At 37.6% G+C, this 14,228-nt stretch carries 11 protein-coding genes; 4 read left to right on the top strand and 7 right to left on the bottom strand.

Annotated features, from left to right (window positions below; genetic code table 11):
* Positions 1 to 13 precede the first annotated feature (13 nt).
* Genes ACZ5V8_RS03325 through ACZ5V8_RS03335 form a run of 3 tightly spaced genes read right to left on the bottom strand, consistent with a single transcriptional unit; the run spans position 14 to position 2,873 of the window.
* Positions 14 to 841, bottom strand: coding sequence for an ABC transporter permease (locus ACZ5V8_RS03325; protein WP_464218341.1), 828 nt, complete (start codon positions 839 to 841; stop codon positions 14 to 16).
* Positions 841 to 1,752: an ABC transporter permease gene (locus tag ACZ5V8_RS03330; RefSeq protein WP_464218342.1), complete on the bottom strand. Its 912-nt coding sequence runs from the start codon at positions 1,750 to 1,752 to the stop codon at positions 841 to 843. The genes ACZ5V8_RS03325 and ACZ5V8_RS03330 overlap by 1 nt, the downstream gene beginning before the upstream one ends.
* Positions 1,749 to 2,873 (bottom strand): ABC transporter ATP-binding protein, encoded by a 1,125-nt coding sequence (locus ACZ5V8_RS03335; protein WP_440615304.1) that lies wholly within the window; start codon positions 2,871 to 2,873, stop codon positions 1,749 to 1,751. Before ACZ5V8_RS03335 ends, ACZ5V8_RS03330 begins: the two co-directional genes overlap by 4 nt.
* A 501-nt stretch (positions 2,874 to 3,374) precedes the next feature.
* Between ACZ5V8_RS03335 and ACZ5V8_RS03340 the strand changes: the two genes are divergently transcribed.
* Both ACZ5V8_RS03340 and ACZ5V8_RS03345 read left to right on the top strand, forming a co-directional pair.
* The gene (locus tag ACZ5V8_RS03340) at positions 3,375 to 3,728 is read left to right on the top strand and encodes a type II toxin-antitoxin system RelE/ParE family toxin (protein WP_440615303.1); all 354 of its coding nucleotides are present in this window, start codon (positions 3,375 to 3,377) and stop codon (positions 3,726 to 3,728) included.
* A 3-nt stretch (positions 3,729 to 3,731) separates the two neighbouring features.
* The gene (locus ACZ5V8_RS03345; protein ID WP_440615302.1) at positions 3,732 to 4,034 is read left to right on the top strand and encodes a helix-turn-helix domain-containing protein; all 303 of its coding nucleotides are present in this window, start codon (positions 3,732 to 3,734) and stop codon (positions 4,032 to 4,034) included.
* 112 nt (positions 4,035 to 4,146) lie between these two features.
* Here the strand turns inward: ACZ5V8_RS03345 and ACZ5V8_RS03350 are convergent, their stop codons facing one another.
* The 4 genes from ACZ5V8_RS03350 to ACZ5V8_RS03365 form a co-directional block, all read right to left on the bottom strand.
* Positions 4,147 to 7,260, bottom strand: coding sequence for an efflux RND transporter permease subunit (locus ACZ5V8_RS03350; protein ID WP_464218343.1), 3,114 nt, complete (start codon positions 7,258 to 7,260; stop codon positions 4,147 to 4,149).
* 11 nt (positions 7,261 to 7,271) lie between these two features.
* Positions 7,272 to 8,477, bottom strand: a complete 1,206-nt coding sequence (locus ACZ5V8_RS03355; RefSeq protein WP_464218344.1) for an efflux RND transporter periplasmic adaptor subunit — start codon at positions 8,475 to 8,477, stop codon at positions 7,272 to 7,274.
* Positions 8,478 to 8,480: 3 nt separating this feature from the next.
* Positions 8,481 to 9,014, bottom strand: coding sequence for a disulfide bond formation protein B (locus tag ACZ5V8_RS03360; protein WP_464218345.1), 534 nt, complete (start codon positions 9,012 to 9,014; stop codon positions 8,481 to 8,483).
* A gap of 252 nt (positions 9,015 to 9,266) precedes the next feature.
* A complete protein-coding gene (locus tag ACZ5V8_RS03365; RefSeq protein WP_464218346.1) occupies positions 9,267 to 10,535 on the bottom strand; it encodes an MFS transporter in 1,269 nt (422 codons plus the stop codon).
* Positions 10,536 to 10,899: 364 nt separating this feature from the next.
* On the opposite strand from ACZ5V8_RS03365, the gene ACZ5V8_RS03370 reads away from it, so the two are divergent.
* Complete coding sequence (locus ACZ5V8_RS03370) at positions 10,900 to 11,637, top strand: helix-turn-helix transcriptional regulator (protein ID WP_464218347.1); 738 nt, start codon at positions 10,900 to 10,902, stop codon at positions 11,635 to 11,637.
* 483 nt (positions 11,638 to 12,120) lie between these two features.
* Positions 12,121 to 13,974, top strand: coding sequence for a hypothetical protein (locus tag ACZ5V8_RS03375; protein WP_464218348.1), 1,854 nt, complete (start codon positions 12,121 to 12,123; stop codon positions 13,972 to 13,974).
* Positions 13,975 to 14,228 lie beyond the last annotated feature (254 nt).

Consider the following 14,228-nt stretch of genomic DNA (forward strand, 5'->3'; position numbering starts at 1 on the left):
ACCATTAAAGAGACTATTTTAGTTTTTGCTTTTTACGTTTTCGCTCCATTTTGAATGCAATGTATGCACCCACTACAACACAAGTTGAGATAATCGCAATCATCAATGTGGCTAATGCATTAATCTCAGGTGTAGGACCATTTTTAACGGTTGAGTAAATATACATTGGCAAAGTAGGATCACTGCTACCGGCGACAAATTCAGTAATCACCAAATCATCAATCGATAGCGTAAATGCCAATAAAAATGAGGCAATCAATGAAGGAATGATCTGTGGTAAAGTAATCTGAAAGAAAATCTTAGCTGGTTTAGCACCCAAATCCATCGCTGCTTCTTCAATAGAGCGATCAGCGCTCGCAATACGCGCTTGCATGACAATCGTGACATAGGCAGTACAAAAGGTAATGTGTGCTATGATAATTGTCATCATACCGCGACCATGTGGCCAACCGATGAGGTTCTGTAAAGAGGTAAACATCAACAAAAGTGAGACCCCAAGCACAATATCTGGCAATACAAGTGGTGTAATGACCATACCATACAGGAAGTTTTTGCTTCTGAAATAATTAAAGCGTGTCATGATATAAGCAACCATCGTACCTAGTACCGTCGCGCATAATGAGGCAATAAGGGCAACTTGTAAGCTGATTAAAGCAGCACTAATAATGTCACTATCTTGAAAAAGCTCCCTATACCAATCCAGAGTAAATCCACCCCATAAGTTAATGATTTGAGAGTTACTAAATGAAAAAAGGATAAGAATCACTAAGGGAATATATAGAAATATCAAGCCGATAATAAGCATTACTTTACTGTATGAAAAAAAAGAGGAAATACGCATTATAGACTCCCTGATGCTTTTGCCTGACGTTGTTGGATTTTTTGCATCCAAATCACAGGAATAACCAAGATAATCAACAGAATAACTGACATCGCCGCTGACATTCCCCAGTTGTTAGCAGTAAAGAACTGCTCCCAAATAACACTACCGATCATGACACTATTTAGTCCACCCATGATCTGTGGCACGACGACTTCGCCAACAGCGGGGATGAATACCAATAAGCTTCCTGCAATAAGTCCTGGCATCGACAGTGGTAAGGTGACTTTAAAAAATGTCTTTATCGGGGTGGCACCAAGATCAGCAGCCGCATCATTTAAAATAGGGTCAAGTTTAATGAGTGTGGCATATAGGGGTAATACCAAAAAGGGCAGATAGCAATAAACCATGCCTAAATACATTGAGAAGTTATTATATAGCAATGCCATGCTTGGTAAGCCTAACTTCATCAAAAAGACATTGAGTTGATGATTGCCTAATAATGTCACCCATGCATAGGTACGTAGTAAAAATGACGTCCAATAGGGAATGATAATCATGATAAGGAAAATCAGCTGAACATTTTTGCGTTTGATGCGTGATAGTGCCATCGGATAGCCGATTAAAATACATAGGATCGTTGTAAAAAACGCAACACTGACTGAGTCAAATAGGGCAATAAATACTAAGTTAGAACTTAGCGTTTGCATATAGTTACTTAGGTGTAAAATAATATGCAAAGTATGATCAGTGTACTGCAAAATAGCGGTGAAGGGGGGGGTGCCATCCGCAGGTAACGTGAAGCTTATTGTTAAAACAAACAAAAAAGGAATAAGCAAAAACACCATAAACCATAGCATCGGCACCAAAATAACAAAGCGATTTTGCCATTTATGCACAAAATGAGGATCAATATTATGAAGCCATTTCATGAGTACAACACCATTATGCTCTCAGGTTCCCATGTCAGATAAACCGTATCCTCCCAAGTTGGGTGATCAGCATTACGCTCAACGTTAAAGTCTGTTGCAGTGATACGTTTGCCTGTTGCACTTTCAACGTGATACGTGGATAAACCACCCATATAAGCAATGTCTTTGACTTTGCCAACGATCGTATTTACCGGACGGTTTGGATTATAACCCTCTGGTGGCGTTTTCGATATCGATATTTTTTCCGGTCTGAGTCCAACCCAGATTTGTTGAGCTTCAACACCATCAATGCGACGATCGAGTTTGAATGAGCACTTTGTCTCATCGGAGTCAATCACACTTGAGTCATCATTGATTTCACTAATCGCACCCTCAAAAATTGCACTTTTACCTATGAAGTTGGCAACAAAGCGAGTTTTCGGAAATTCATAGACTTCTTGTGGAGGACTGACTTGCTCAAGCCACCCTTCAGACATAATACCAATGCGTGACGCCATCGTCATTGCTTCTTCTTGATCATGTGTGACCATGATAAACGTGCTACCGGTTTGCTCTTGAATATCCACTAATTCAAACTTCATTTGATCGCGTAAGTTTTTATCTAATGCTGATAATGGTTCATCTAACAAAATAAGCTTAGGTCGTTTTGCTAAACAGCGTGCTAATGCTGCGCGTTGACGCTGACCACCAGATAGTTGATGGGGTTTACGTTTGGCTAAATGCTCCATCTTGATAATCTTAAGGGCAGATGCCGTGCGCTTAACTATCTCATCTTTGGGCAGTTTGTCTTGTTTTAAACCAAACATAATATTCTGTTCAATGGTCATGTGTGGAAATAAGGCATAAGATTGAAACATCATATTAATTGGTCGATTATAGGGTGGAATATGGGTCATATCCACGCCATCAATTAATATTTTTCCATCGGTGGGTTGTTCAAACCCAGCCAGAAGTCTCAGCAAAGTACTTTTACCACTACCTGAGCTACCAAGCAGTGCAAAAAATTCTTTTGGGTAAATATCTAAAGAAATACCATCAACAGCAGTATGACCATCATCAAAACGTTTCACTAAGTTACGAATGCTAATGAGTGGTTTTTTGTTATTAGTTATTCTCTCCATCGGGCATAAATCCCCCATCTGTTAGCCATGTTAAAAAATCAGGCTATAGGATAAAGGGGTTTTTATGAAATAGAAAGCAAGAAATTCTGTAAAATGATTTGTGGTGGGTATAGTAGGGGCGTATTGCATACGCCTTATTGACAAAAAATGTTGGGCGTATTGCATACGTCCTATTGACACAACATCTTAAAAGATTCTGTCCTGATGTCTAAAGATTAATGATACTACCTTAAGAAGTAGCCTGTAAATATAGGCCTTACAACGAACTTAAATCTACCATCCCTGACAAAATGGATTGCCACGCATCCATGCTCGCAATGACATCCTATGACTTGTCATCCGTAAGGCAAGATGGCGTGAGGATCCAGTGCGAAGCTGCCATGGATGGTTAGTGATCCTGCTAAAGGTAATGCCATTAGTCTAAAGATAGATCGAATTTAACTTGATTATAGGTTTTGACCTATATAAAATGTGAGCTATAATTTAAAGAAGGAAGTATTTATGTGGTCAGTTATAACAACTGATTTGTTTGATGGTTGGTATGATGCACTAGATGACACCGATAGAAGCAACGTCTTAGCTTCTATGATTGTATTACAAGAAAGGGGTCCAGCACTTTCTAGACCATATGCTGACACCATTAAAGGCTCAAACCACAAAAATATGAAAGAGCTAAGAGTCCAAAGTAAAGGTAAGCCAATACGTATATTTTTTGCTTTTGACCCAAAACGAAACGCTATTTTATTATGTGCTGGAAATAAAACAGGTAAAGATAAAAGATTTTATGAAGTTATGATACCCATTGCAGATAAAGAATTTACGCTTTATTTGACTAAAAATAAAACGCAGGAGTAAGACATGGCTAGAACACTAAAACAGATACTTGCTCAAGAAAATGAAAAAGTTGTCACAAACGCCAAACAAAAGGCAGAGGCTATACTTTTGGATATACATTTATCTGAGCTTAGAGAAAAAGTAAATAAAACACAGGTTGAATTAGCTAATATACTAGGTATTAAACAGCCAACAGTTGCGGAGATGGAAAAGCCTGGGCGTGATTTAAAGCTATCTTCATTAAAAAAATATATTGAAGCTACTGGCGGAAAGTTAAGATTAGATATTGAACTTCCAGACGGCACACACTATGGCTTTTCTGTTTGAAACTAGGGCTAATTCAACTGATTTACTTTTAAACGCTTGTGTGTAGCGAGATTTTGCCATTTTTTGCTCCTCATTCTGGTGGACTCATTGTCCCAAATTGAGGGGTGTATCATTATTCTAAATGATGATTCTTATTGATCTGTGCGATGATCTTATCTTCTTCTTTCCAACGTTCGATCAATGCACGGCGATCTTTAGCAAGATAAGTATAAACCACAGGAACAACGAAAAGGGTGAAAAGCGTACCAATCGTCATGCCCGATGCAATCACAATACCGATAGATTGGCGACTTACAGCGCCGGCTCCTGTGGCAATGACAAGTGGAATAACACCAACCACCATCGCAGCCGTTGTCATCAGAATGGGACGCAAACGAAGAGCAGCTGATTTTAGAATTGCTTCTACCTTGCTATAGCCTTCTTCTTGCAGTTTATTGGCAAACTCTACTAACAAGATCCCGTGTTTACTAATCAGACCAATTAAGGTGATCAAACCAACTTGCGTGTAGATGTTAATAGATGCATAGCCTAAATTAAACAATTGCCCTAGATACAGTGGAATTAACGCACCACAAATCGACATCGGTACACTGATTAAGATAATCAATGGGTCTCTAAAGCTTTCAAACTGTGCCGCAAGCATTAAGAAGATAACAATCAGTGCAAATAAGAAGGCAATAGCCATTTGGTTGCTGTTTTCTAAGAACTGACGCGCGGAACCGGCGTAATCATGCGTATAACCTTGAGGTAATTCTGTTTTAGCAAGGTTTTGCATATATTCAATGGCTTGACCTTGGCTAACGCCCGGTGTAGTTACTGCATTAATGGTTGCTGAGTTTAATTGTTGGAAACGGTTTAAACTCAATGGCACACTTTGTGTTTTAAATGTCACAATAGCTGACAATGGAATCAGCTTACCATTTGTGGTGGTAATGCGAATTTGTCCAAGCTGTTCTTTGGTTAACTTAAGATGATCAGCAAGCTCAGGAATGACCTGATAGCTATAACCAAGCATGCTAAAGTAGTTAACGTAACCACCAGAGTAAGCATAACCAAGGGCTTGGGCGATTTGCTGCATGCTGATACCTAAAGAGGCAGCCTTTTCGCGGTCAATTTTCACAATCATTTGCGGGTTGTCAAATTGTAGATCACTTTGGGCAAAGACAAATAGTCCACTTGACATCATCTTCTTGATGACATCATTGGCAATGGCGTAGATGCCTGGGTAGCTATTGACCGATTGAATGACAAACTGCATTGGTGGGCCAAATGAAATACCCGGTAACGATGGCATTTCAAAAGTGTAGATCTGTGAACCTGCGACATTATTGACAAGGTTTTGTAGTATTGGTTTTATTTCCATTTGTGTTTCTTTACGCTCACTCCATGGTTTTAAGACGACACCGCCAAAACTGCTATTACTTTGTGGATAGCCATTAACAACAAAGGTCGACTCAACACCTGGTAAGCTTTGCATATCTTTATAAAGTACAGGCGCGAAGGTGTTTAAATAATGGATGTTAGCCGGAGAAGGTGCGGTTCCTTGAATCCCAATAAATGCTTGATCCTCCGTTGGCGCTAACTCTGACTTGGTTCCCATAAATAATGAGTAGCAACTGATTATAACCACTGCACCAAATAAAATCACGACAATACGTACACTCATTACAAGACGCAAGGCACGTTCATAAGCATTTTTGAGTTTTTCAAACAGCTTATCAATAAACTTAACTGTTTTTGCTTCAGTAATTGATTTAGATAATACTTTTGAGCACAACATGGGGGAGAATGTATAAGCAACAATCCCAGAGATAACAACTGCCCCTGCTAATGAATAAGCAAACTCTGTAAATAAAATGCCAGTTAAGCCGCCCATCATGCCAATGGGTAAATAGACAGCAACAAGGGTTAGTGTCATTAAAATTACAGGGTTGGCAATTTCTCTGGCGCCTTGGATAGATGCTTCAAAAGGGGTAGCCCCTTCTTCGATATGCCGATAAATGTTCTCGAGCACAACAATCGCATCATCAACCACGAGACCAATGGCAAGCACCATTGATAAGAGTGTTAATAGGTTAATCGAAAAACCCATTAAAAACATCAGTAAGAATGCGCCAATCATTGACAAAGGAATGGCAACGACGGGGATAATAACCGATCTAAAGGAACCAATAAATAAGAATAAAACAACGGTTACAATGATAATGGCTTCAATCAGTGTTTTTACAACATCTTCAATAGAGGCTTTAATATAAGTGGTGTTGTTGTAGACAATATTCATGTTCAAGCCAGTTGGTAGACTTGCTTTAATGGTTGGCAAATCTTTCATAATACGATCAACAACGGTTAAGACGTTGGCATCAGATGCAGCAACAACACCGGCAAAAACACCATATTTACCGTTAAAGCTGACATTAGCACTATAAGTTTGCGCACCGAGTTCAACTGTCGCAACATCGCCAAGACGCACGAGATTGCCATTCTCATTTTTTACCACTAATTGTTTATAGCTTTGCGCGTTATCTAGGTTGGTAGTCGGGTTTAAAGTGACATTGAAATAAGGACCTTTAATTTGTCCGCCGGCAGCAATTAAGCTATTGGCTTGCAAGGCCTTGGCAATATCATCAGGGGTGACATTAAAACGTGCCATCTTGTCGTAGTTTAACCAGACACGCATTGCATAATTCTTTTCACCCCAAATCATAACGTTGGAAATGCCACCTAAAGATTGTAGTTTAGGCGTTAGCTGATTTTTAATATAAGCAGTAATTTCTTGTTCATTTAAAGCATCACTGGTAAAGCCCAAAATAAGGGATGGAAATGAATTGCCCGATTGCATATCAATCGACGGGGATTGTGCACCACTTGGCATGACATTTTGTACTGCATTGACTTTTTGAACCACTTGACTCAAGACATTATTAGGATCAGCGCCAAGTTTTACGTTAATTGTTAAGGTGCTTAGACCAAGCACACTTTGTGAGGTCATGTAATCAATGCCATCTGCAGCCCCCACGGATTGCTCTAGCGGGGTTGTGATAAAGCCTTGAATAACTTCAGGGTTGGCACCTGGGTAGGCGGTTGTTACAATAATGGTTGCATTGTTCATATACGGGTACTGACGTACCTGCAAGGTGAATGCGGTTCCTATCCCTGCAACGAGTATCAGTAAGCTGATTACCGTTGATAGCACAGGCCGTTTTATAAAAATATCAATAAAATGCATATGCCGTTTTCCTATGGATTGTTTTTGAAGTCAACGTCATTATTGATAACAACACTAACACCATTTTGCAGTTTGTTTTGACCAGAGGTTGCAACCATATCACCAGCTTTAATGCCTTGAACGATAACTTTATTGTCATTGGTCATGGTTGTTTTAACTGGAACCTGCTTGGCGGTATATTGTTGTTTGCCTGTTGATATGAGTTGGACTTGACCATCTTTCATCGCACTGTATTCAGACATCACCGGCTTTCCATCTTTGAAATCTGGCGCAAGTACATAAACTGTTTCACCATAAAGGGTATAGCTTACTGCATTGCGTGGGATAATGATGGTGTTTGGAATCGGTGGTAAAATTAAACTGACATCAAGGAACATCCCAGGATAGATTAAATGCTGTTGATCTTTATTATCAAAGGTTGCCTGAATGTTAAGCGCTCTGTTGTCACTCGTGATTTGTGAGTTAATGGCAGTAATTTTTGCTTTGAAAGTAACCCCTGGATAAGCGTCAGATGTAAATTCGATCTCACCACCGACTTTGACATTGCTAAAGTTGTTCTGCGGAATACTAAAGTCGATATAAATTGGAGAGATTTCAGTCAATGTTGCCGCACTGTTGCCAGCACTGAAGTATTGACCTAAGCTGATTTGACGCAAGCCAATTTTGCCATCAAATGGTGCTTTTACCGTGCGATAGTTGATATCAGCCTGAATTGACTCAACATTAGCAAGATTGGCATTGTATTGCGCCTTTGATTGATCTGCTGTTTGTTGTGAGACGGCTTGACTTTTTAAAAGATCGGCATCACGTTGGTAGGTGATTTTAGCAAGTTCCAAATCAGCTTGTGCTTGTTTTAACTGTGCTTGTAATTGTTGCGTATCAAGTGTGAATAATACATCACCTTTTTTAACCATTTGTCCGGCTTTAAAAGAAATGGTTGATACCAAACCAGAAGCTTGAGCGGTAACATTGACATTTTGAATGGCAACAGCTTCACCAATGGTTTTCACACTTGGATACCATGTTTCAGATTTGGCGGCAGTTGCCGTGACTTCAGGTGCTTGCATTTTCCAAGTTGCCATGGCTGAAGCCTTTTTACCATTAACAAAACTGGCAAAGCCAAAAATGCCGCCAAAAATGACGACAAGAATGGCGATGACGATGATAAAAGCTTTAATAAGCTTTTTCTTGGGTGCTTTTAGGGAGAGTTCAGCCATGATTTATCCTTCTGTTTTCATATTTTTTGTTTTATTTATTGAATTGCGATGGTTATAAAATAGAAACTGCCAAAAATGTAGCGTACTAAGTACGATAAGGATAATAAAACTATAACTTGCCATACTTAAGCCAAACAATTGCCAGTCAACTTGTGAGCAGTCAGGTCCACTTGTGAAAAGCGACTTTAAGAAATCAAGAAAGGGTAGGTTTTGAAATAAACTATCGACACCCGCTTCACAGCTACCGACATATTCACTTGGATTTATCTGCATCCATACTTGCTTTAAGGCAACCAATGCACCAAGCAATGCAATTACGCCAAGGATAAAGCTATAAATGCGCACACCCGTTATTTTAGGTTTATGGATAAGCGCAACAAGAGAGAGAATGCTAATTAATAAAATAGCAAATTGTTGCAATAGGCACATCGGACAAGGTTTTAAACCGGTTAGTTCAAAATAGATAATGCCAGCAATCACCAAAAGACCAATGATAAATGTTTTTAAATAGATTTGCGGGCTTTTAAATCCGTGCATAGTGATTTCCTTTAAACTCAAATTGCTTTGTGCGTTTTGGTCATTATAGAGTAAAACGCGCTTAGCATAGTAGATGCTCGCCGAAAATAATGACGAAAAGTTGTAAAAACACTAAAATCATGCCAATTTGACAATATTTGCATAGCTACTTACTGCTTCTTTAACCCCGAATTAGAACAGGCGTTCATTTTAGCGAGGGTTTGCAGTAAATCCAACAGGGTTTGTGCTTTTTTCTATTAAATGATGTTAATGTTATGAAACATGTGACAGTGATGTTGATTTTGAGATGGGTTTCATCTTGAAAGAAAGCGCTAAGCAAATACAGAATAAGACGATAATCAGTATAAATATGCGTTGATAGATTTCAGCCGGATAGATATGTGTGTGTTGCATTTGATGGTCACTGATTAGATGAATCAAAATGCCGACAATCTGAATGCTTATTGCTCCTAATAAAACTGAGAACATATTGGTGACCCCTAGAGCAATGCCTGAGTATTGACGTGGCACCAACAATGCCGAGCGGTTATAAGAGGGGATAATACCAGCATTGCAAATTCCATAGCAAAAATAAACAGCTTGCAATTGAGGCAGTGATAATCCAGGCACGTAAATAATCACAATCATTAAAATAAGACACAGTAAAGCCGATAAGCGCATCAAGTGTAGTGCGTTACAAATACTATTTAAAAAGCCAAATAATGGGCAACCAAAAACCATGCCAATAAAAATCAAACTGGTGGTAAATGCTGCATCAGTGTGTGTAAGCTCTCTGAAACTTGCAGTAAATGATGCACCCCACATCTCGGCAAAAACCGTTGTCGGACCATACAAGCAACCAATAAACAAGCAGTTTAACCATAGTGCTTTATTCTTTATCACTTCTTTAATGCCTTGAGATATTTTACTGTTGTTGCTAGCTGTGAATTGTTGGTTAGTCGTGCTGTGTTTACTCATCCAAAGCATAAGAAAACCGATGATAAAAAATAGTATCGCGAAACTAAGCATGGCAACTTCAACACCAACATGATGCACATAAATACTCATTGGCGCCTCACCAACAGCAGCGCCAAGCATGCCCATGGCTTGGGTAATACCAGTTAACATGGCAAAGATGCTCGGCGTGAAGAAGTTGATCGCTAAACGCAGTGTGCCAACAAAAGCAAATGCACCACAAAAGCCCATCAGCATACGTGCAATAATGGCAAGTGTTAAGCTATTGGCAAGGGCGAAAATAATACAAGCAATACCAGTGATAAAAGCAGCCAACATCATGACTTTTTTAGGACCAAATTTATCGGTAATCATCCCTACAGGGATTTGCATGAGAATGTATGGGTAATAGAAAAAGGCAGATAAAGCGCCAAGTCCCGCGGCAGTGACTGAGAATTTGTCAGATAATTGAGGTAGCATCACACTCGGGGATACACGCAGGAAATACTCGCAAAAGAAGAAAAATGCACCCAAGAACCAGATGAATAAACTTAAATGTACTTTATTAGTTGTTATTGTCGCTTTCAAAATTTAATGAGCGTTTTTTTAAACGAAAAAACATTATGACTTTGCGCCAAAGCGATTGCAATGCGCAAATGCTAAATACTTTTGCATAATATGTAACGAATTCAAACCAGTTGTTTTTCTGCAGCTTCAAACCCTGATTTAAAGTCAAAGCGTACACTTATCACTGCAAGCGATATAGGTAATCAACCTATTTTGCTTTTATCTTATTATTGTATCTTGATGTAATAATTTGTTGCTTAAATGCAAAATTTTTGAAAGAACTTGAGGTTATAGTGCCTGCTTGTGATCGATTAATTAATATCAAAATCACTATAAATAGCTGAATTTAATTGAGGCTAGAATACAACAAATGGGATAAGTGATCGTGACAGCGAAAATATTTAATCATTCCTTGCTGCGGCAAGCTAAAGATATTGTTGGTCTTGGGCAGGCTAAAGGTCTAGCAGCTGCCTTAGTTGCTGAAGATGAAGTTAGAACTGTAACACTTGTCGATAGTCAAGTGAGTGAGTATTTCTTGGCAAGTGATTTGGTTCAATGCTGTCCATGCTACAGCTATGAAAATGTGCAAAAAATGCCAAAACAAATTATTTATTCGCATTTATTATCGTATGCAAACATACGGTCTGAATACTTTCATCAAATTGGCAAAGGCGGAGATAGTTTGCTATTTAAATTTCGATATTCATCTGAACGGTTTGTGTTGATTTTCTTGCAATTTAAGTCTGCTTTTGATGCCTGTTATTGTTTGTTTAATAATTTTTTACTTAACAAGTTAAGGCAATTGGTTTATTCGGAGTGTTTTGAGAAAGTCATTAAGCGGTGCTCGAACATTAAAGCGTATACACAACCAGTTAAACTCAACTTTGATTCTCTGTCACTGATAGATAGCAATCCCTTTAAGATGCTAACAGCTAGAGAAAAAGAAATTATTCAATTATGTTGTGATCATTTAGAGGTGTCGAGTATTGAGCTTGCCAAACAAATGGCAATATCACCACGCACCTTTGAAAAGCATCTACAGTCGATTTATCGCAAATTTTCCGTGCGAAGTCGTGAAGGACTTATTGCTTTTATTCAGCCATCTTTGAATTATTTTAGTTAAATTTTATGTGCTTATACGTAAACGACCAATATTAATTATCTCTTTATAGTAGAGAATGTGAGGTGCTTATTGTTGTGATTTTTATTCCTTTGAAAGTATAATACTCCCCATATTTTAGACCACAGTTAGAGACACAAAAAAGGTCTCAAAAAATCTGAAAACTCCCCAAAAATTTAAAAGCGTGTACAATACGCCCAAAGCAATGATATAAGAACAGGAATCACAAGGATGGCGCATACTACTTTTGGTGACCACATGAGTAAACTATTAAACAAAATGGCATCAAAGGTGTCTTTTAAAAAATGTGAAGACGATACTGGAAAAGGTTTTAGAGCATGGCAGCTTAAACCTTTACTCAATCAGTAGCAGTCAAAAGGAGTACGAAAAATTGAGACGCCTAAATTCAAGGAAAAAGAGGAAACTTATATACAAAAGCTGCTATATGACGAAGGAATTATTGATGCCTTTAAAGTTGAGCTTAGCGTGAAAAACCAGAAGCTTGAACAAGCGCATGAGGATATCGAACTTTTAATTGAACAGCAAGAGGTTAATAAACATTCAAGCTTAAACGATGATTTGAAAGAAAATTTTTTAGATGAACTTAACAAATTAGAAGAAAATTTAAAGACAGCACAGAATGAAATTATACAAAAAACTCAAATAATAACTGATCTTCAAAAGATGCTTCAGGAAAAGGAATCTCAACATTTAAAGGATACAGACGAAATAGCAAACCTAAGGAAAGACATTGAAAATAGAAGTAAGGCTATTGAAGAAAATAACAAGTTAATTAGTTCACTGGAAAAGCAAGTTAAGCAATTCACCCAAGACAATGCAAACGAACAACAAAAACATAAAGATAAAATAGCCAACTTGAACAAAGAAATTGAAGAGAAAATTAACGCTATTGAAGAAAATAAAGGCTTAATTAATTTATTGAATGATAAAGTTAATGGACTCACGCAAAACAATAAAAAGTTGCAAAAAGAATACAACGAGTTAACGGCACAGCAAAAAAGTGACAAAGACACTGTTTTTAGGCTTGAAAGTGAAATCGTAACGCACAAGGAAAAGATTAACGAAGCAGAAGAAAAAGTCAATAAAATCACTCACACAGTATCTGAGACTGAAAAACAACTTCAGCAGGAGAAGCTAAATTTTAAGAACCTAACTGGGGAAAAAGAGCAACTTAATCGGGAAAAGTTAGAGCTTCAAGAGCTTACAAATAAACATCAAAGTACAATCAATACACATGAAAATATAATTAAAGAATTAGAGAAGAAGCTCGAACAAAACGAGAAAAATAAAACTGAGATTCAGAATGAGCTCAACGTAAAAAACATAGAGTTTCAAGAATTAAATAACAAAAAGGTTGAGATTAAAAAAGCATTAGAGTTGACGAAGCAAGATTTGCAGACCTTAAAAATTGAGCTTAAAGAAAAAGAATCCCAACATTTGAAGGACATAAACGAAATAGCAAAACTAAGCACGCAAGTTGCAGAGAAAGCTATTTTAATTGAGCAGTTACAAAAACGGCTCAGGGAGGGATTCACGCAACTAAAAGTGGAGAAGCGTAGTGACATCAGTGAAAATATTTCTGAGCAGCATCTCAACTTTAATCCTAGAGATAAACATGACCTCAAAATAGACAATGTTCTTAGTGAAGAGATTTTGGGAACTAATGAGCTGGCTTTGAGCAAAAAAAGCCTCAGTTTATTTTCAGATGCAAAATATGATTCAAATCTAAATAAAAATTCAATTCAATCTGTGTATTCTGTTCGAATACTGCCTTCTCATACTCGACATGCTGCTACACAAACGTTGGATAATGCCCATAAAAATACTTATCAGCAAAATGCAGATAAGAAATTTATTGATTGGCAGAATGTTGTTCAACTCATTAGGCGTATTGACGGGAAAACTAAAGTTGAGGATAATTCAGAAGCTTTACATCAGTGTATAGCACAACAAAAGATTGATTTTACACAACAGGATAAGAGTTTTACCTTATCTCAGAACAAATCGACAAATGCCATCACTTTGGAGAGCTATCAAGCTTCCTTTGACCATTTCGTTGAAACTCTATCAAAACTAATAAATGAACAGCGAAAAGTAAAACCTGATAAAACAATACACATTGCCTTCAAAAAAATTCCTGATCTGAATAAGGAGGAGTATCAAAAAGCCCTACAAAAATTATCTCAGCACCAGAATATTAAGATAAAGTATGGAGGTGCTAATAGGGTATTTGCAGAAGCATTAAAGCAAAGCAAAGCCGAACCTTATGATGCACTGAAGCTATTTGATAAGCAAGAGAATCATTATAGGGTGCCTTAAAGTCGAATTGAATCAAATTAAAAGTTACCGAAATAAAAATTGATCTGTGCAAAAAGTGACTCATTAAATCATAATAGAAGTTACCCATGTTTAACAAATGAAGGTATCTATGGGAAAACTAACTATGGAATTAATTATAAATAACCTAAAGTCACAGTATAAAGCGGCATATCTAGGTAATCAACCCATTTTTTTTCAGCAAATTTTTTTAGACAATTTCACTCAGTATTAAAATTTATTTAAAAGGAATCGCA

The sequence above is a fragment of the Cysteiniphilum sp. GTC20157 genome, from assembly GCF_055396795.1.